The organism is Shewanella algidipiscicola, assembly GCF_003605125.1.
Lineage (GTDB): Bacteria > Pseudomonadota > Gammaproteobacteria > Enterobacterales > Shewanellaceae > Shewanella > Shewanella algidipiscicola.
In genome coordinates this window covers 70036-89464 of the sequence record NZ_QPQT01000019.1, presented here as the reverse complement: position 1 = coordinate 89464, position 19429 = coordinate 70036, and the positions used below count along the sequence as shown (strand labels likewise).

Below are 19429 nucleotides of genomic sequence, written 5' to 3'. Positions count from 1 at the left end.
GGAGTTGTTACCTGTGTAGCCCTTGAACCCATAAGCGTTTCAAGATGGGTAATTTGCTGGTGTAAAAAAGCCACCGCAGGTTAAGGCGATGGCTTAATTATTTAAATTGCTCCCCAAGGCGTTGTTACCTGTGTAGCCCTTGAACCCATAAGCGTTTCAAGGTGGGTAATTTGCTGAGTGCCTTAGTTTGTGATGCAACAGGTGTAAAAAAGCCACCGCAGGTTAAGGCGATGGCTTAATTATTTAAATTGCTCCCCAAGGTGCCGTTACCGGTGTAGCCCTTGAACCGTAGGTTCAAGGCGGGTAAATGATTAACTCCTAAGGCTTCTCGGTTCGAGCCGAGCTTGCGCAATGTCATTAAAACATTCACCCTGAGTTTGTAAATATCGGCACAGGGACATAACCGACTCACGCACACCACAGGGAGCAAAAACGTTGTATCGATACTCAGTGAGTATCAGCTAATTAATGCATTAACTAGCTTAGTCTTCTTTAGTTGAGCGCTCAACTAGCGCACTTTCTAAGGTCGACTGTAGCAGACCAATTTTATCATCCATCTGCTTTATATAATCTTGATTTTTCTTCTGTTCTTCTAACAGTTCATAGCCGATATTCAATGCGGCCATGATGGCAATCTCTTCCCGACTCAAATTGTTGGTGCGGGTACGAAGGGTGCTTAACTGTTTTTCCAGTTTTGCCGCTACATGACGCAAAGCATCTTCTTGACCTATAGGGCAAGCGATGGAGTAGGTCCGGCCTAATAAGCTAATCTCTATAGCATGGCTACTCATTTGCTGATGTAGATCCTTTTATCGTGTTGTTGAGCGGACTATATCGGTCTGTATCTTAAAGTGCAATAACACTTGGGTGCTAATAACACTTTGTTAGATTAAATGTTGTTTAGATAACCAATCACAGGCGCCTTGTGCGATAAATGGTGCTAAATCGCGTCGTTTATGGTGAAAATCTCGCCAACAGGCCTTAGCCATTATGTCGTTTTTTTCACCATCAATAAGCAAGCTAGTTGGGCTTAATGCGTGGCATCTAGGTCACGTTTTTAATCTTGGTCGATGTGGTCAATTCTGCTAGCATGTGTACAGATAAAATATGATTGGAAATTAGTTATGGCAACGCCTCCCTCTTTAAGTATCGATAGTCTATTAGCCGAGCTCAATGGCGCTGAAATTGCTCAACATCCGGTAGAAGTTCATGGTTCGCTAGTGGGGCTTATTTGTGGCGGAGTGGGGCAAGCGAAAAGCGAATGGTTAAAGTCACTATTAGAGTTAATTAATGATGGCCAATTACCTCCGCCATCGCTGACTCAACTGCTCGAAGAGCTCTACCAAGATACTGTGGCGCGGATCACCGATGCCGACTTTGGTTTTACGCCAATGGCTCCCGAAGAGGAAGAGCCGCTTAATAAGCGGGTTGAAGCACTCTCGTTATGGGTACAAAGCTTCTTAACGGGGTTGGCGATTGTGCAGCCTAAACTCAATCGCGCCTCTAAAGATGTCAAAGAGGTGATCAATGATCTGGCCGAAATCGCCCTGGTAGAATTTGACGTGGCCGACGATGATGAGTCTGAGGCGGCCTACATAGAGCTGATGGAGTTTTCGCGCATGGCGGCACTGCTGTGCTACGCCGAATTTGGCCCACAGCCGAGTGAGATCACAGATCAAGACCCTAAAATTCATTAAGATTGCCAACAGCAAAAGTCACGGCAGGTGCCGCTAAGTATCTGCCTAAATAGAGAAACTGAATGACCGCGTCTCAGACCACAGTTGATTTTGATATCGCCATTGTTGGCGGCGCCATGGCCGGTGCCACGTTAGCCTTAGGGCTAGCCAAACTGGCGCAGGAGCTCAAGCGTCCGTTAAAGGTCGCTTTGATTGAAGCCAGCCGTCCAGGTGGTCAGCATCCCGGTTTTGACGCCCGCTCAATCGCCATAGCGCAAGGCTCTATTTTTGAGCTGACCCGATTAGGCATCTGGCCTAAATTGGCCCATTTGGGCACCCCAATCGGCAACATTCACGTGTCCGATCGTGGTCATTTCGGCATGACCACCCTCAATGCTAGCGACTTTCACTTGCCTTACTTAGGGCAGGTGGTCGAGCTAGAGCGTGTAGGCGCCGCGTTATTTGAACTCTTAGAGAAACAGCAGATTAGCCTGTATTGCCCGGCTAAATTAGTCAGCATTCGCGCCAATATCGACGCCAATTATTTGCTGCTTGATGATGGTCGCGAACTCAGCGCTAAGCTGGTGGTGGCTGCCGATGGGCTTAACTCGGTCGTCAGGCGTGATTTTGCCTTACCCCTTGAGCAAGTGGATTTCGAGCAGGTGGCGGTAGTGGCGAATATCGGCATCGACAAGCCCCATGGACAATGGGCTTATGAGCGCTTTACCGATTCAGGCCCATTAGCCTTGCTGCCTATGACCAATGTTGATGGTCAGGCTCGCATGTCTTTGGTGTGGGCACTGTCGCCCGCCATGGCACAGCAGATGTTAACTTGTTCAAAATCGACCTTCTTAGCCAGTCTACAGCAGGCCTTTGGCTATCGAGCGGGGCAGTTTATCGAGGTTGGAGAGCGCCACGCTTATCCGCTTAAGTTGTCGTCGATGCCGCGACCTATCTATCAGCGCACCCTATTTATTGGTAACGCCGCCCAAACCTTACACCCCATTGCCGGTCAAGGCTTTAACCTTGGGTTGCGTGATTTAGTCTGCGTTATCGACGCGGTGCGCGGCGCGCTATTAGCTGGGGACGATCTTGGCGGCGCCAAGCTGACCCATCATTATTTGGCCCAGCGCAGTCAAGATAGGGCATCGACCATTAACAATGTCGAGTTTTTGGTACGCGGCTTCTCCAATCAACACTGGCCGCTAGTGGCCGGACGTAATATCGGGCTGCGCCTCTTGTCGTGGTGCCCGCCGCTAAAAACGCCCATTGCCCGCCAAGCCATGGGATGGAAATCCCCTATAACTTCAGCCTAGTAGCGATAAAGGATACCCCTATGTTCAGCACTCAAACCTATGATGTAGCCATTGTTGGCGGTGGTATGGTAGGACTGGCAACTGCCATCGGTTTAGCGATGGAGTCGCTGCGGGTGGTGGTTATCGATGCCGGTGAAACCCAAGCCGTGTCGGGTGAGGCGCGTATGCGCGTCAGTGCGATTAACAAGGCCAGTCAAAGTTTACTCACTCACCTTGGTGCTTGGGCCTATGTCGATGAGGCGCGCATGGGGCCATACCAAAAAATGGCGGTGTGGGACAAAGACGGCCTAGGTAAAATTGCTTTCGACGCCCACAGTATCAGCGAGCAAACCTTAGGCTGCATCATTGAAAATGACAACATCAGCCACGCACTGGCAAGCCGTGCGGCCGAGCTTGATGAGATAACCCATCTTGAAAATCGCCGCCTCGACAAAATTGCCTTTGGCGAGCGCGAAGCATGGCTCACCTTAGACAATGGTGACAACCTGTCGGCGGCCCTCGTGATCGGTGCCGATGGGGCCAATTCTTGGGTGCGTGAACAGTGCAAAATCCCGATGACCTTCTGGGATTATGGCCACCACGCCATCGTCGCCACGGTGCGCAGCGAACTGCCTCACAATGACACCGCACGGCAGGTGTTTTTACAAGATGGTCCATTGGCCTTTTTACCCCTGTTTGAAGCTAACCTCTGCTCTATCGTCTGGTCGGTGCCGCCGACAAAGGCCCAAGCCTTACTCGACGGCGATGCGGTGCAGTTTGAGCGTAGCCTTACCGCCGCTTTCGACGGCAAGCTAGGCATGTGCAAGCTCGAAAGTGAGCCACAGGCTTTTCCACTGCGCATGCGTTATGCGCGCCACTTTGCCCGCCACCGCTTATTGCTGGCAGGCGACGCGGCCCATACCATACATCCATTGGCGGGGCAGGGGGTTAACCTTGGGTTTCTTGATGCCGCGGCCATTATCGAAACCCTGAGTGAACTGAGACGTACGGGTAAAGATTTGGGCGACTATGCCAATTTGCGCGCCCTTGAACGTTGGCGTAAAGCCGATGCGCTGGAGATGATTGCCGCAATGGAAGGCTTTAAGCGCCTCTTCGATGGGGCGAACCCAGTGAAACAGGCGCTGCGAGATTTAGGGCTTAATTTGGTTGATAACTTTTCTCCTGTGAAAACACTGTTTATGCAACAGGCGATGGGCAATAAAAGCTGTCTACCAACCCTGTGTAAATAAGCATCGCTGAAAATAAATTAGATTTACTTTTTGTTTAAATACAGTGCCTTATTGTGTTTTTATGGTGTTGTTTTTTGATGCTGTAAAAAAGCTACAATTAACGCATAAGAAAAAGTAATGCTAAATGGGGTCGGATTAGAAAAATCTCTTATATACAAAACTGTGACGCAAGGTATAATTTCGCCGCATTTTGATACCATTGACCCGTCTTAGCAGGCGACACAGTCGATGCATCATATTCGACGCAATTGATGCAAAAATTCATCTTTGCAATCACATCCTGACCCAACGTACCCTACGTTCAGGTGTGTCTATAAATAAAGCACACCTAGGTGTCGCATAGCTAAAACCACAGGTGGAAACGGGATCTTATCCGAGCCTCTCGGTGAGTCCAGTTATCAATGTATTTCAGCCATGTTGTCGCCGTCAGGTAAGACCCGAAAAGGGCATAAAGAAGAGATAATAATGGCTAATAAAACTGTACTCTTTAACAAGCACTTGGAATCTAATGCCAAGATGGTCGACTTCCACGGTTGGGAAATGCCGATTAACTACGGCTCTCAAATCGAAGAGCACCATGCTGTACGTCAAGACGCAGGTATGTTTGACGTCTCTCATATGACAGTGGTTGACGTAACCGGCACTCAAGCCTGTGAATTTCTGCGTAAACTGTTGGCAAACGACGTTGCCAAACTCACCGTACCGGGTAAAGCGCTTTACTGCGGTATGCTAGACCACAATGCTGGCCTGATCGACGACCTCATCACCTATTATCTCGACGACACCCATTACCGTATTGTGGTTAACTCTGCGACCCGTGAAAAAGACCTCGCTTGGATTGCTGAGCAAGTGAAGGGCTTTGATGTCACCATTACCGAACGTCCAGAGTTGGCGATGATTGCCGTGCAAGGCCCTAACGCCAAGGCGAAAGCTGCCAGCGTGTTTACTGCCGAGCAAAACGCCGCCGTTGAGGGGATGAAACCTTTCTTTGGGGTGCAGTCGGGGTCACTGTTTATTGCTACCACAGGTTACACTGGTGAAGCGGGCTACGAGATCATTGTGCCACAAGAGGAAGCGGGTGCATTGTGGCAAGCGCTACTGGATAACGGCGTTAAGCCATGTGGCTTAGGCGCGCGTGATACCCTGCGTTTAGAAGCGGGTATGAACTTATATGGCCTAGACATGGACGAAAGCGTTAACCCGCTCGAAGCCAACATGGCATGGACTATTGCCTGGGAGCCAAGTGATCGTGACTTTATTGGCCGCGAAGCATTAAGTGCCATCAAAGCGGCGGGTACCCATAAGCAAGTGGGCCTAGTGATGGAAGCCAAAGGGGTGATTCGCCCGGGGATGGCCGTGTTCTTTACCGACGCGAACGGCGAAGAGCAGCAAGGGGTTATCACAAGCGGTACATTCTCTCCGACCTTAGGCTATTCTATTGCCATGGCACGCTTGCCCAATTCTGTTGGCGATGTCGCAGAAGTAGAGATGCGTAAAAAGCGCGTGCCTGTTAAAGTCATAGCCCCTGGCTTTGTGCGTAACGGTAAACAAGTATTCTAATTTTTTAGCTTAACTTACACATTGTCTGATTAGTCAAAATTGAGTATTACGGAAAAAGGATTAAAAATAATGAGCAATATTCCAGCTGAACTAAAGTACGCTTCTTCACACGAATGGATCCGCAAAGAAGCAGACGGTTCTTACACTGTCGGCATCAGTGAGCACGCCCAAGAGCTGCTAGGTGACATGGTATTTGTTGAGCTACCAGAAGTGGGTGACACAGTCACCGCCGGTGAAGACTGCGCCGTGGCCGAGTCGGTTAAAGCCGCCTCTGATATCTACGCGCCAATTTCTGGCGAAGTGATTGCCGTTAACGAATCATTAGAAGATTCTCCAGAGCTCGTTAACAGCGACGCATACGGCGACGGTTGGTTCTTCCGCGTGATGCCATCTGACGAGTCTGAAGTTGACAGCCTACTTGATGCCGAAGGGTATCAAGAAGTTATCGACGAAGAGTAAGCGTCGAGCCCCTAAAGCCCCATGCCTAAACGACATGGGGTTTTTCGTTATACCGCCCTACATTAAAAATGAGACCGGTAACACCGCCCCCTACAGGCAGGATACTGGCAAATATGGAACTAGGTTTATCATGACCACAGAAACTCTCACTCAGTTAGAGCAGCACGAACTCTTTATCCGTCGCCACATCGGACCGGACAGCGCAGAACAGCAAGAGATGTTGAACTTCGTTGGTGCAGAATCTTTAGAAGATTTAACACAGCAGATCGTACCTGAGTCGATTCGTCTAGGCCGCGACCTTGCTGTTAGCCCAGCATGTGGCGAAGCCGAAGGTATGGCCGCTATTCGCGCCATTGCCGATAAAAACAAGGTGTTTAAAAGCTACATAGGTATGGGTTACCACGGCACGCTAGTGCCAAGTGTTATCCAGCGTAATGTGTTTGAAAACCCAGGTTGGTACACCGCGTACACTCCATATCAGCCAGAGATCGCTCAAGGTCGTCTAGAAGCCATCTTAAACTTCCAGCAGGTGTCGATGGACCTAACCGGTCTTGATTTAGCCTCAGCTTCATTGCTGGACGAAGCCACCGCCGCAGCCGAAGCCATGGCGCTGGCGAAACGTGTATCTAAGGCCAAGAAAGCCAATATCTTCTTTGTTGCTGATGATGTGTTTCCGCAAACCCTCGATGTGGTGAAAACCCGCGCCGAGTGTTTTGGCTTTGAAATTGTCACCGGCCCTGCCGAAGATGCCGTTAACTACGATCTGTTTGGCGCACTATTCCAATACACTAACCGTCACGGTCAAATTCGCGATTTCACTGCGCTTTTTGCTGCACTAAAAGAGAAAAAAGCGGTCGTGACCGTCGCCGCCGACATCATGTCGCTAGTGATGCTTAAATCACCAGGAACCATGGGTGCCGATGTGGTTTTTGGTAGCGCCCAGCGTTTTGGCGTGCCCATGGGCTTTGGCGGCCCACACGCCGCATTCTTCGTCTCGCGTGACGAGCACAAGCGGTCACTGCCGGGTCGTATTATTGGGGTGTCGCAAGATGCACGCGGTAACCGCGCGCTGCGTATGGCGATGCAAACCCGTGAGCAACATATTCGCCGCGAAAAAGCCAACTCAAACATCTGTACAGCACAGGTACTCTTGGCCAACATGGCTTCGTTCTACGCCGTATACCATGGCCCACAAGGGCTAAAAACGATTGCACAGCGTATCAACCGCTTAACTGATATCTTAGCCGCAGGCCTTAAAGCCAAAGGCGTCGAGCTGGTTAACAACACTTGGTTCGATACCCTGTCATTTAAGGTCGCCGACAGCGCCGCTGTGATAGCGCGTTCGGTCGCGGCAGAGCTTAACTTGCGTGTCGATAGTGATGGCATTCTTGGGGTCAGCATCTCTGAGCCTACCACTCGTGCCGATATCGCTCAGCTATTTGATGTGATTTTAGGTGAAGGTCATGGCTTAGACGTTGCTGCAATGGATGCCGACATCGTCGCCAATGGCAATAGTTCAATACCAGCTGAGTTGGTGCGCACCGACGCTATCTTGACTCATCCAACTTTTAATCGCTACCACAGCGAAACCGAGATGATGCGTTATATCAAGCGTCTCGAAAACAAAGACTTAGCCCTAAACCACTCGATGATCTCGCTAGGCTCATGCACCATGAAGCTAAACGCCGCCACCGAGATGATGCCAGTCAGTTGGGCCGAGTTTGGCAATATGCACCCATTCTGCCCACAAGACCAAGCTCAAGGTTATGACGAGTTGCTCGAGCAGTTGTCTGCATGGCTTGTTGATATCACAGGTTATGACGCCGTTTGCCTACAGCCTAACTCAGGCGCGCAGGGCGAATACGCGGGTCTATTAGCCATTAAGAAGTACCATGAATCCCGCGGCGATGCGCACCGAAATATCTGTCTTATCCCACAATCGGCTCACGGTACTAACCCAGCTTCAGCCCAGCTTGCCGGCATGAAAGTGGTGGTGACCGCGTGCGATAAGGCGGGTAACGTCGACATGGAAGACTTGAAAGCCAAAGCCGCCGAAGTGGCCGATAACCTTTCTTGCATCATGATCACCTACCCATCGACCCACGGTGTGTATGAAGAGACAGTGCGCGAGATCTGCGACGTCATTCACAGCCATGGCGGCCAAGTCTACCTAGACGGAGCTAACATGAACGCGCAAGTGGGCTTAACGACTCCTGGCTTCATCGGCGCCGATGTATCGCACCTTAACCTACATAAAACCTTCGCGATCCCACATGGCGGCGGCGGACCCGGTATGGGCCCTATTGGTGTTAAGGCTCACCTTGCGCCTTTTGTTGCGGGTCACACAGTGGTTAAACATGGCCGCGAATCAGACAACAACGGCGCAGTATCGGCTGCACCATACGGTAGCGCCAGCATTTTGCCTATCACTTGGATGTACATTAAGTTATTGGGTTTCCAAGGCTTAAGACAATCGACTCAAGTGGCACTGCTTAACGCTAACTACATGATGAAGAAGCTATCTGCCCATTATCCTGTACTGTACACAGGCCGTAATGACCGCGTGGCTCACGAATGCATCATAGATCTGCGTCCGCTTAAAGAAGCTTCTGGCGTGACCGAAATGGATATCGCTAAGCGTCTAAACGACTATGGTTTCCACGCGCCAACCATGAGCTTCCCGGTTGCAGGCACCTTAATGATTGAGCCAACGGAATCTGAGTCTAAAGTCGAGCTAGACAGATTCATCGATGCGATGATCTCAATTCGCGGCGAAATCGCTCGAGTCGAAGCTGGCGAGTGGCCAGTGGACAACAACCCACTGCACAATGCGCCGCATACCATGGCTGACATCATGGATAGCGAGTTTGACTCACGTCCTTATAGCCGTGAACTGGCGGTATTCCCAAGTGCTGCAGTTAAGGCGAACAAGTTCTGGCCAACGGTTAACCGTATCGACGATGTTTACGGCGACCGTAATCTAATGTGTTCTTGTGCACCGATTGACGATTACAAATAAAATGGCTACTTGTGATAACGACAATTGAAGTTGGAAACCACGTAATCGAAGTTGGAAACTGCAATTGAAGTTGGAAACTAACTAAGTATAGAAGGCGAACCAGAAATGGTTCGCCTTTTTTCTTATTCCTTAGATTTACTCTTTTTCTTGATTGAAGGCTTGATGGACCCCAACTCGAGATAAAATCCCTGAATTTGAAAAAGAGAATGCTAGTTTTTCAGGATAGTCATAACCCAAACGGATTGCTGTACTCAGAGCTTCAACGACTTCTGAGGATAGACCCTTTTGGCTGTCGTAAGGATTAATTTCAGTTACAATCCGTGTCACCAAGCCCATAATAAAGGAAAGGCCTCTCGGTAGAACAGTGCCGACAAGCTCCCTTGCTCTTGGGCAGGATTTTGCAGTTGCATTAACTGAATCAGGATTCCCCCCCAATGCAATCTCCACATCCTTTAGTGGCAAACCATCTAACCACGCATATATTCCCATAGATAACTCATCCAGAATTTCATCTGTGATAATGCTATTTTTATTCCGACCTGTTGAACCTAGAATTGAAGACTTTACATCAAATAGTAATAGTTCTTGAGCTTCACCATCAGCTTTTAGCCAAGCGAGTAGCCAAGTAACCCAATCACTAATCGACGTAGGTAAAGCACCTATATTTTGTGTAATCGCAGCCCTTAAACGTGAAAGTACAAGTGGTGGTAATCCGCTCTGAGAGGTCAATATTGATAGAGACTTGTCAATTCCATCACTATTTTGCTGGTTAACAAGATGTTCCAACTCAATTAGTTGAGCATCAAATCTCTGCTCTTCATTTCTCCCTCTTGAACGAAATGCTGCAAATGAAGAGTTAAGATTAAATAATGAGATTTCACCGTTTTCAGCGTCACTTAGTGTTGCTAGGCGATTAACAAGGTACATTACGTCACGATTTACAGTATTTCCAACAGATATCTCATCTAAGATGCTTGAAATTGGGTCCGATATTTCTACGCACCTATCGTCTTCAGGAATTAACGACTGCAATTTAACTACGACATCTTCGTTTAAACTTTCATCTTTTGGAAAGCAGAGAATTGGTTCTGGTATTAGCAATACGATTCCATTTGCAAGATGCCCAGCTCTACCAGCTCGTGCCGCAGCGTTCAATAATTCATGGGCCTCTAAAAGTTGTCGACTATCGTTCTCAGCACGCGTATCCCCCGCCAAAATGGCCATTTGAGCTGGCAAATTAAGACCTTGAGCTAATGTTGGAGTAGCAACAATTACCATTGCCCCATCTGCACGTTTGTACATGCGTTCAGACAAATCCCTTTCGATTCTCAGCATGGATGCATTATGTGGGACTGCGGCGCTTCCTTTTGTAAGCAATGAGTGCTTCAGCCCCCCAAGCTCTAACGCTAGAGCATCCCACCTGTGATCTTCATCTTCTGTTGAAGCAATGTTTCCTCCAAGAGCATCCGTGATACTTTTTGCTGTCGATATAGCGTGGGATTTTTGATTAACGAAGACAATTGTTTTAAGGCGACAACTTGCGCTGATTGAGGCTAATGTCGAAGCAACACTGTTTACATTAGGAGTGATAGATAATTTATTTGGATAAAGTTTTCCTTTAAGTAAAATTTTTTCCTGTGTCAGTCTTGTAAATGTACAAATTGCATTATTATTTTCTATGTCCAGCCAGTTATGTTGCAATCCCCATATCGCATAGGGATGGAGCTCCAACTCTCTAGATGATGCTACCCTAAGGTTTTTGGCTCGGTTTCCGGCTTCTTTATCAAGACGCCTTTGGACTCTAAGAGCATTTGTCGTTATCGTTTTAACTTCATCTTCTTCATAAATTACTATTCCTCTTGCCTGTCTGCTGGGCTTCCAAAGAAGATCAATACTTATACAGTTTCGGCCTGTTAACTGTTCCACCCAATTAGAAAACTCCTCACCGTTTTGCACCATCGCAGATAGAAATAGAGTATCTGCATCTGGGGCAACTCTATTAAATGCCAGCAAACAAAGCATACTATCGAGCGACCTACGTATCTTTCCTGATTGCGGGCTGAGCAAATGACATTCATCAAATACCAATAAGCCAACATCATCAAAGGATTCGGGGGAGAAGGAAAGCATTGCTAAACATCTTTCAGGTGTCATTACCTCAATTTCCGGAAGAACGGCACCAACCTGGAAGAGAAGATCAAAATCACTTGATACAGTAGAACCTAAAATATCTTGAGGGAACATCTCTTGTAGGTCGATAGTAAGTTGTTCAACAAGTGCGTGAGTTGGGGCAAGAAAAATTACTTTTTTCCCCTGCGATAAAGCACTCGCGATTTTTAATGAGGAAATAGTTGTTTTTCCGGCCCCTGTTGGTAACACCATGACAGCAGACGTTCCATTGTGATGGAAACCATCTGCTAAGGCTTTCCTGTGATTAGGCCAGATAAAAGGAAATTTTTTGGCTCGGAAGGCTATCCAATTTTGCCAAAATTCAGACCCAGCTCCTTGCGGTGGCTCCAGCTTAGTGAGCGCAGATTCATATATACCGTCATGTGCTGCCGTGAGTAGTGATGCTAGATGGGCAATACCTGGAAATGTGAATTCAACTCCGGAAGTTAGAACTTCTCTATTGATTGAAACGGCAAGGGATTTAACTTGCTCAAAACACTCCCTAGGAGATCTATTTTGAATTTCGTCTACATCAATTCTTAAGATTACTTTTGATAAATTTTCTATGCCGACGACTAAAGAGTGAGCCAATGCAATAAAAGCAGAAAATTCAAAATTACTATCCTGTGGTAACACAAAGCCGGGCCGATCATTACCTCTCTTAATAATCTCTGTTAGGCGTCCGGTCGCTAAATCAACTATATGCCAAACTAATTCGGTAATAAGCGGATGCTGTCCTTCCTTTTCGATTTTTATTTTAGACGCTGCTTCAAGGGCATCTGCATATTGCTCCGCAGCAAGAAATAGAAGGACAGCTGCAATTTCAGGTGCTAAACGATCCCTGCTGACATTTGCCTTCTCAAAGACTGCCGCCTCTAGTAGTTCCTCTCTTCTTGCAATTAATAGTTGAGCACTTGCAGCAACAAATGCAGAAGATCGTCTAATAGATGGATCTTGGTTGATAGAAACAACTAGTTCATAGGTGTCCGCAATGCGATCTAATGTCCAACCATCTTCTTGACTTGACTGTTCTTCTCCACCGAGCCTCATGGAGACAATCTGTGCATAGTGACTGGTCAAAAGCTGCGGTAGGTCCTCTGGGTCTAAATCAGGAAACTCGGGAGCCGCTCGAAGGAGTGTTGCTGTTTCTGGATCAAACATTAATCTTGCTCCACATCTAGTTGCTCTATATAAGCAATAATTTTCGTTGCCAACTTATCAAACCAATCCCTTAACTCCCCATCTATAATTAGACTCGCACCGATGCGTTGCTCCTGTGTTATATCCTTTATTTTGTCATACCCTTTGAACAATGCCTTCTGCGCTGTATCCGAATCGAAAAGTTTGGTTAACGCAAAACCTGCGCGATATCTCCTGGCCGAGTTATCAAGAACTTTACGAACCATAGACATGGCTTGCAAATTGCCAACTCCACTCAGCTGGATGAGTGTTGTTGCAGCAGCAATAAGCTCTGCATTTCTCGTATTTTCATGCCGATCTAGAAAGCCTGGGATAACATTCTCTCTGAAGAATTTTCTTGGAGTTTCGGTACATTTGTCCTCAAATATCGTTGAGTTGTAAATTTCATTACCATCTTCATTGAGTTCTATCATGAGCCCATCCAAGCCTTGGGATGTAGAGCTCGTGTGAGGGTCTTTTAGATAGCATTTTTCTCCAGAGACTTGCTTCGCAGCTATCCAAGAAATGATTTCAAAAATTAGGCCGTCTCTTTGAATTCTCGGATAGCCAGTGCGTGGTGTTTGTTTTTTCTCTTGGACTGTAAATTTTATTTTTGCTTCATTTTTAAGCTCATTGTCAGTAAATGCTGGAGCTGCTGGCAAAAGCTCATCAATAATATGGGCGGCTTGCGCTGCTTGTCCCATAACGATTATAGCGATAAGGCGAGCCAGCTGTTCTTCATTTTCTACTTTCCATTTTGACCCTATACAATCATCATCAATCGGAAAGTCTGTAATATTTAGAGCTGTGAGGTTTTCTTCAAGCGCCATTAGTACTTTCCTTATAACTTTCTAATATCATTTGGTTTAATTTCTCCTTGAAAAGGCGCGAGACTAAAACTTGCTTCGCTCATAGTTGAAATGGAAGACATTTGGTCTTGTAGCAAATCACGTTACCTTATATTTTAACCAATTCTGTGAATTGCCAATTTCAAATGCTCTGGCTCCATACCCTATGGATAGAATACTTTCCGGCAAGAACTCATCGAACTTCTCGATACGTTTTTCCTGTATTTGTTGTGCTAGTTCTGTTTCTGTTGGGAGTTCCGTTGAAGCAAGTTTGAGCAATATTGAGCGAACACTTTCTAATGACGCTTTTTCTACTTCTATGACTCCTGCATATGCGCCAGCTTCAACCCCATGTTGGATTAGCAAGGCGACAATTGTATTTACCACTTTGTCGCCAAGCCATGGGAATATATAAGTAGTATTGCCAACCTGGAGCAGTGGTTCTCTAGAGAGCTTTGCATCTTCGAAATATCGTACGCTCTCACCAAACAGTTCTCGTGCAGCTGAATCAGCGAAGTCGACTTTCTGATCCCCCACAGAAATTCTGTAGTCACCGTCTTTTAATATTTGAAACATCTCTTGCCGGACAACATCATGTATGTTCAAGCCAGCACCACCAAATTTTGGCGGCTTGCCACCTTTTGCATGTACCACATAAATAACTTTCTTTTCGCTATCTATGTCGTTTACTTTCCAACGTTTTCCACCGAAAACAATATGCTGACCTTCCAATACCAATGAATCTACAGGCAGCGTTCCGAGTGATTTTGTTCCACATACAATCCGAAACTCTTCAGGCGTTTTGAAAACAGCATAGAACGAGTAATGGCTTGTCAGCTTTTCTCCCAAAAGGCCAAGCACCAATTCACCACTTCCTAACTGAGTTATGAGTTCTGTTTTGCCCATGTGGACAAGTAGTGCTTTAAAGTTTTCAACATTAACGTTTTGAAAAGGGCCATCTTTACAGAGCAAACTAAATAATTGCTCTGCTCTAATTCCTCCCCATTGTGCAGTGACCGCAAGTACTTGATGAAGGAGTGTTGAGAAGTGATAAAGTGATGTATCAGCTGGTTCATACCATTTACTGCCGATAAGAAGTCTGATCATGGCCAGAGACTGAATAAGCTCCAGTCTCAGCTTGTCGATGACGCTAGAGTCTTTTGTCAATTCAGCTTCAGCGATGAGCATTCGCAATATTGAGGCTCCACCGCGTCTTCCTGAGCGTCCCATTCTTTGCCGTAAACTTGAAATAGAGTGGGGGGCTGTTACTTGAATTACTGAGTTTACCTTGCCGATATCAATGCCTAGTTCAAGAGTCATTGTGCAAATCGCTGTGGTTGGATAATGCTCCTGTTGTAATCGCTTTTCTAAGCTTTCTCGAAGATCTTTAGATAGCGAGCCATGGTGAGGAAAAAACTCATTCGGTACAATTTTTTCTTCACAGAAGTCAGATAATGTAGCCGCAATACTTTCTGTGCGGCTTCTACTATTTGCAAACACAAGGTGATTTCCGCCTCGACAAAATTTAAATAAATCTTGGCAGATCGTATATTCGGCATCATTGGAAGACTCAGCTTTTAAGTTAGCAGGGTTTACATACCCCTTTATCTGAACCTTCAGGGTGGAAGTCGAATGTGTATCTTTGATGATCTTGCAAGGTAAAGAGCGATTAGGGCGAAGCGATAGAGGTACTTTTTCTAACTCACCAAGCGTAGCACTCAAAGCTACTCTCGGGATTGGTGTTTCTAGTCTTCCGAGAAGGTGTTCAAGTCTATGAAGTAAAGAGAGTAAGTGATGGCCGCGCTCAGAACCAATAAAGGCATGAAACTCATCAATAACGATATATTTCAAATTAGAGAATGCAGCTTTGATCCAGCCAGAGTCTCTGATGAGTAATGACTCCAATGACTCAGGTGTTATTAACACGACACCAGACGGTGATGCTTTTAATTTCTTCTTTCGGCTCTGTGAGCTATCACCATGCCAGGGAGTAACCGGTATTTCTAACAGATCAGACAGACTTTCTAAGCGCCTATCTTGGTCATTTATAAGGGCTTTTAGAGGGCTAACGTAAAGGATCCCTACACCCGTTTCTTGAGGTGCTATAGCGCTGAGTGCAGGCAAGAAAAATGCCTCTGTCTTTCCTGCTGCGGTTGAAGCGCTGATCAGCACATCTGTCTTTTCAGACAATATAGGTTCAATAGCAAGGCATTGTATTTCCCGTAAGCCAGTCCAGCCTTGTTTGAATATCCAGCGTTGAATCCGATTGTCTAATTTTTCATGTTCATCAATCATAGTTTGAAGTCAGCAAACCCATCTTCATTGTCCTCTGTTTCGAGTTCAACATCGGAAGGCTTATCTTCATTAATTGCTACTGATGAGATTAGACTATGCCATGCAATTTGCGGGTTTTGGTCGATTACAGCGAGCATGTCTAAAAATGCTTTAATGGTGTTACGTGGCGTTCTAAAATACGCATCCCCTATAGTTTGGCTGCAATGCTGTAAGAACGCTTTGAGAGATTCGTCTGGAACCAAGTACTTCGCTTCGTCACCTTCAGCATAAACATGGCGCAAGTTTTTAAGCAAAATATACAATTCTTCAGGGGTTAAGCTAGCGAGGTGTAGCGCTGGTGACGAATAATCAATCACGCCCGCTTGTTTAGCAAAGCTGTTATCTGCCAATCTAGATTGTAGTGCTTCATAGCTATACAACCCTTTACGTGGATCTAGCAAAAACTCAGGGGTTCCGCCTAGAAGGAATCCCAAATGTTCAGCGCTTCCTTGTAAACAATCGTTTAGAATTCGGAGTATTTGTTCATAGTTAGAAGTTCTCGCTGTTGTGTTGTTCAACTTATACAGATTTACCATTTCGTCTAAGTTAACTAGAAGCCCTTGGTAGCCAGCTTGTCTGACAAATAAACTCATTAATTTCAGCGCATCATAAAAAGATGTATCTGAAATAATTGTTCGAATCCCTAGGTCATTTCGGGCATCGGTTTTAGTTGAATACTCTGCTCGTAACCATTTTATGGCGTTAGCTTTTAATATCTCATCATCTTTCTCATGACCTATCCAATAAGCCTCAATAACTTTAGCAAAATCATAACCGCCAACGAGTTCAGAAAGTGATGCTAATTTTTCATGGATAATTGAATTTATACTTTTTCCTGAAGTATCAGCTTCTCTCATTGCTTCTGTAATGAACTTTTCAACTACACTGGTTAAAGCATTACCATCAGGTTTGTTGCGAGTAGCCATGTTGCGCATTAGCTCAGAGTAAAGGTTCCTGGCTTGACCTGCCGATGCATGAATACGTCTATCAGGAGATAAGTCTGCATTGACGGTTACAAGCTTATTCTCTAGAGCAATAGCACGTACAACACTTAAAAAGAATGTTTTACCAGAACCATAATCGCCGATAATGAGCCTGAAAGCTGAACCTCCATCTGAGATCCGATCAATGTCTTGGATCAGAGCTTTTAATTCATTTACTCGACCAACTTGGATATGCTGGATTCCAATCTTAGGAGTCACACCTGACTTCAGAGATTGGATAATTGCATCCCTTTCTTTAGCTCGTATTCTTTTTGCAACCATTGTTTATCCCTTCAATTCTTCTACGATTTCTAGATCGACGTAGATATCACCATCGTCATCTAGAACTGGCGCATCGACTTTGTCATAAGCCCAGTCATTAATGGTTTCTAATGCGCCATCAACCATTATGTTTAGTTTGCTGCACAGTTCATGAACTTCTTTACGTGGCCACGACTCTTTTGCTATCAAAGTTTCAAAAAGTTCTTTGTAAGGGCTATCTAAGCCTTCTTCATTGACATCAGCGGTGGGGCTAACTTCCAGTTCAGCTTCTTCATCAACAGCAAATATACTCTCCAGCATACTCTTTGCATCGTTGGTGTCACTTTCATGCATAGCCAGAATACCTTCATCCAACTGAAAGGTACTTTTATCAATTGAAGCGTCTTTAGATGTGGCTGAGATAGGTTGTTTGCTGGAGGCAAACGCATGAATGTCACTTGTAACGAGTGATTTATCTAAGCCTAACGAGGTATATAACTTTTCAATTTGCTTAATTTCAGAAGCATCGATTTTTCCATCAGCAAGGGCGATGGAAAGCATGAATCTTTTCAAGAATTCCACCTGTGGAACGCCGAGTTTTTCAATCCTGGCTTTCAAGCCGGTATTATTTACAGGGGCATTTAGACGCCAAGTTAAATATGCATTTAACGAGTTCTTTTCAGAAGGTGAGAGTTTGTCATCGTGGTTTATCAACGTTTGTAAGGCGAGTTTCTCATGCTGATCTACAGTACCGTCTATCGTTGCGACCATTGCCCCTAACCTAATTGCTAAACTTACTTGGTTGAATGCAGAGCTTGGCTCAAAAAACTCTCCATGGCCCGGTGAGAAGAGCACAATGTTGTCATCGATTTTCAGTTTTGCATGATGAAAACGTTGGTCTGGCGCAATACCTATTTCAGCCTTAGCAGCCAAGTTAGCGACTAGTTCATTTTCTTTTTTGTTAAACGCCTTAGGGAGAGGTGTACCTGTATGAGTCCAGAAATCCTTGACTGTGGTTAGTCCTTCATTTGAACTAATTATCTGATTTGCCCAAGACTTAAATGTTTCTATGACTGGTGAATTTGCTTCGTTTGCTAGTTCTTTAGGTAATAACATTAACGCTGCAATATCACTCCTTGAGGTATCAGCTTTTCCTAAGTAACGGCTATAGCTGTTCAACTCTTCCGTACATTGTTCGGCAATTGGAATGAGCTTTTTAATTGGGCCTTTGAGAATACTTGGATCTGGTAAGTCACCCAACTCCAAATCAACCCCATGCACACCATTACTTGCCGCATGGTATGAAAGTCGCAGTTTAGTTTTATTGGGTTTTACGGAAATTCCTTCGCCAAACTTGTCAGAAAATCTAATTTGGAAAAGCTGGCTAAACTCTTCTTCACATCTACGGGCGGGGGTTTTTAGGGAATACTCGAATGTATTTTTTAGCCACTCTAAAGCTAAGGGAGCTGTTACAGGGTTTCCATTGGCTATAGTTGTTGCAAGGTTAACTTTAAATGACAATGCATTATTAGTTTCAGGTATATCTGCCAGTCTATCTTCAAGTAAGGTGGGTCTTTGCAGTGCCATTAGTTCGAGGAAATTAGCAGAGTATCCTCTGAACGAACGATTCGCGTTGAAAACGCTATTGAGACGCAACACTTCTTCAAATATTGCTATGTACTCTTCATCAGTTATTTGATTATTGGATTTGTTTTCAATGACTCTTCTCTCAAACCCGTAGAAATAGATGAAGACATAACCAATAGGTGTATTGGGGTTTGAGCGATCAGAGGCGAGCCAATCTAGGTAAGCACCTCTACAGCCTTTAGATAAAGATGCGTAAGTCGGCCAGTACCCTAAGGATTCATCAGTGTATATTTCTGAATCTACCGAGGGACTTGAAGCTGGGCGTTTATCATCCACTAGAGATGGCTCTATACCGTACCCATCTAGTGAATTCATTACTCCACCAAAGTAGAAAAAGCCTTTTGTTAACTGTCTTCCATTAACAGAAAGTTGTTCATCTTCACTTATCCATCGACCTTTTTGTTTGTTCGTTGTTTTTTCTGGCTCTCGGCCAAAGCTTGTATGAATAGTAAAAGTAGCAAAGTCATCATCATCATCGTCTAAATAAGTATGGTTAGATTTACTGGATACACTTATGCTGGAAGATCTTACAGCAATACTGGGGGATGAGGTTCTATTTTCAGGGACTTTTGCTTTTTCAGAAAAAGGTTTCGGAGTTCTTTTTGGGGAAGGTTTGTGTGCAGAAGGTTTACTGTTACCTTTAAATAATCTATAGATCAAATAAATTACAAATAACCCAATAATAAATTCCATTTTATTTCCTCTTTTTTCAAGGCTCTAAATTAGGTAATTTGTTCCTTGATTTTTAT

The 19429-nt window shown here is 45.4% G+C and carries 12 protein-coding genes and 1 other RNA gene; 6 read left to right on the top strand and 7 right to left on the bottom strand.

Going from position 1 to position 19429, the window contains the following annotated elements; all coding sequences use genetic code 11:
* Window positions 1–248: 248 nt before the first annotated feature.
* Together ssrS and DVO77_RS17520 are read right to left on the bottom strand one after the other, a co-directional pair.
* Window positions 249–429, bottom strand: a non-coding RNA gene (gene ssrS / locus DVO77_RS17525) — 6S RNA.
* Window positions 430–482: 53 nt separating this feature from the next.
* The gene (locus DVO77_RS17520) at window positions 483–791 is read right to left on the bottom strand and encodes a cell division protein ZapA (protein ID WP_110457403.1); all 309 of its coding nucleotides are present in this window, start codon (window positions 789–791) and stop codon (window positions 483–485) included.
* A gap of 333 nt (window positions 792–1124) precedes the next feature.
* Between DVO77_RS17520 and DVO77_RS17515 the strand changes: the two genes are divergently transcribed.
* The 6 genes from DVO77_RS17515 to gcvP all read left to right on the top strand — a co-directional run bounded on the left by DVO77_RS17515 (window position 1125) and on the right by gcvP (window position 9259).
* Complete coding sequence (locus DVO77_RS17515) at window positions 1125–1697, top strand: UPF0149 family protein (RefSeq protein WP_110457404.1); 573 nt, start codon at window positions 1125–1127, stop codon at window positions 1695–1697.
* Window positions 1698–1759: 62 nt separating this feature from the next.
* Window positions 1760–2992: a 2-octaprenyl-6-methoxyphenyl hydroxylase gene (ubiH, locus tag DVO77_RS17510; RefSeq protein WP_119979213.1), complete on the top strand. Its 1233-nt coding sequence runs from the start codon at window positions 1760–1762 to the stop codon at window positions 2990–2992.
* 20 nt (window positions 2993–3012) lie between these two features.
* Window positions 3013–4221 (top strand): FAD-dependent monooxygenase, encoded by a 1209-nt coding sequence (locus DVO77_RS17505; RefSeq protein WP_119979212.1) that lies wholly within the window; start codon window positions 3013–3015, stop codon window positions 4219–4221.
* 465 nt (window positions 4222–4686) lie between these two features.
* The gene (gene gcvT, locus DVO77_RS17500; RefSeq protein ID WP_119979211.1) at window positions 4687–5781 is read left to right on the top strand and encodes a glycine cleavage system aminomethyltransferase GcvT; all 1095 of its coding nucleotides are present in this window, start codon (window positions 4687–4689) and stop codon (window positions 5779–5781) included.
* Between the two features lie 69 nt (window positions 5782–5850).
* Window positions 5851–6240 (top strand): glycine cleavage system protein GcvH, encoded by a 390-nt coding sequence (gene gcvH, locus DVO77_RS17495; protein WP_110457408.1) that lies wholly within the window; start codon window positions 5851–5853, stop codon window positions 6238–6240.
* A gap of 130 nt (window positions 6241–6370) precedes the next feature.
* Complete coding sequence (gcvP, locus tag DVO77_RS17490) at window positions 6371–9259, top strand: aminomethyl-transferring glycine dehydrogenase (protein WP_119979210.1); 2889 nt, start codon at window positions 6371–6373, stop codon at window positions 9257–9259.
* A 135-nt stretch (window positions 9260–9394) separates the two neighbouring features.
* Here the strand turns inward: gcvP and DVO77_RS17485 are convergent, their stop codons facing one another.
* The 5 genes from DVO77_RS17485 to DVO77_RS17465 all read right to left on the bottom strand — a co-directional run bounded on the left by DVO77_RS17485 (window position 9395) and on the right by DVO77_RS17465 (window position 19373).
* Window positions 9395–12589: a DEAD/DEAH box helicase gene (locus tag DVO77_RS17485; protein ID WP_119979209.1), complete on the bottom strand. Its 3195-nt coding sequence runs from the start codon at window positions 12587–12589 to the stop codon at window positions 9395–9397.
* Entirely contained in the window at window positions 12589–13437 is an 849-nt protein-coding gene (locus DVO77_RS17480; protein WP_119979208.1) for a hypothetical protein, read from the bottom strand. The genes DVO77_RS17485 and DVO77_RS17480 overlap by 1 nt, the downstream gene beginning before the upstream one ends.
* A 117-nt stretch (window positions 13438–13554) precedes the next feature.
* Complete coding sequence (locus DVO77_RS17475) at window positions 13555–15750, bottom strand: DEAD/DEAH box helicase (RefSeq protein ID WP_119979207.1); 2196 nt, start codon at window positions 15748–15750, stop codon at window positions 13555–13557.
* Window positions 15747–17054, bottom strand: coding sequence for an ATP-binding protein (locus DVO77_RS17470; protein ID WP_119979206.1), 1308 nt, complete (start codon window positions 17052–17054; stop codon window positions 15747–15749). Before DVO77_RS17470 ends, DVO77_RS17475 begins: the two co-directional genes overlap by 4 nt.
* 3 nt (window positions 17055–17057) lie before the next feature.
* Window positions 17058–19373: a tellurite resistance TerB family protein gene (locus DVO77_RS17465; RefSeq protein WP_119979205.1), complete on the bottom strand. Its 2316-nt coding sequence runs from the start codon at window positions 19371–19373 to the stop codon at window positions 17058–17060.
* Window positions 19374–19429: the final 56 nt, after the last annotated feature.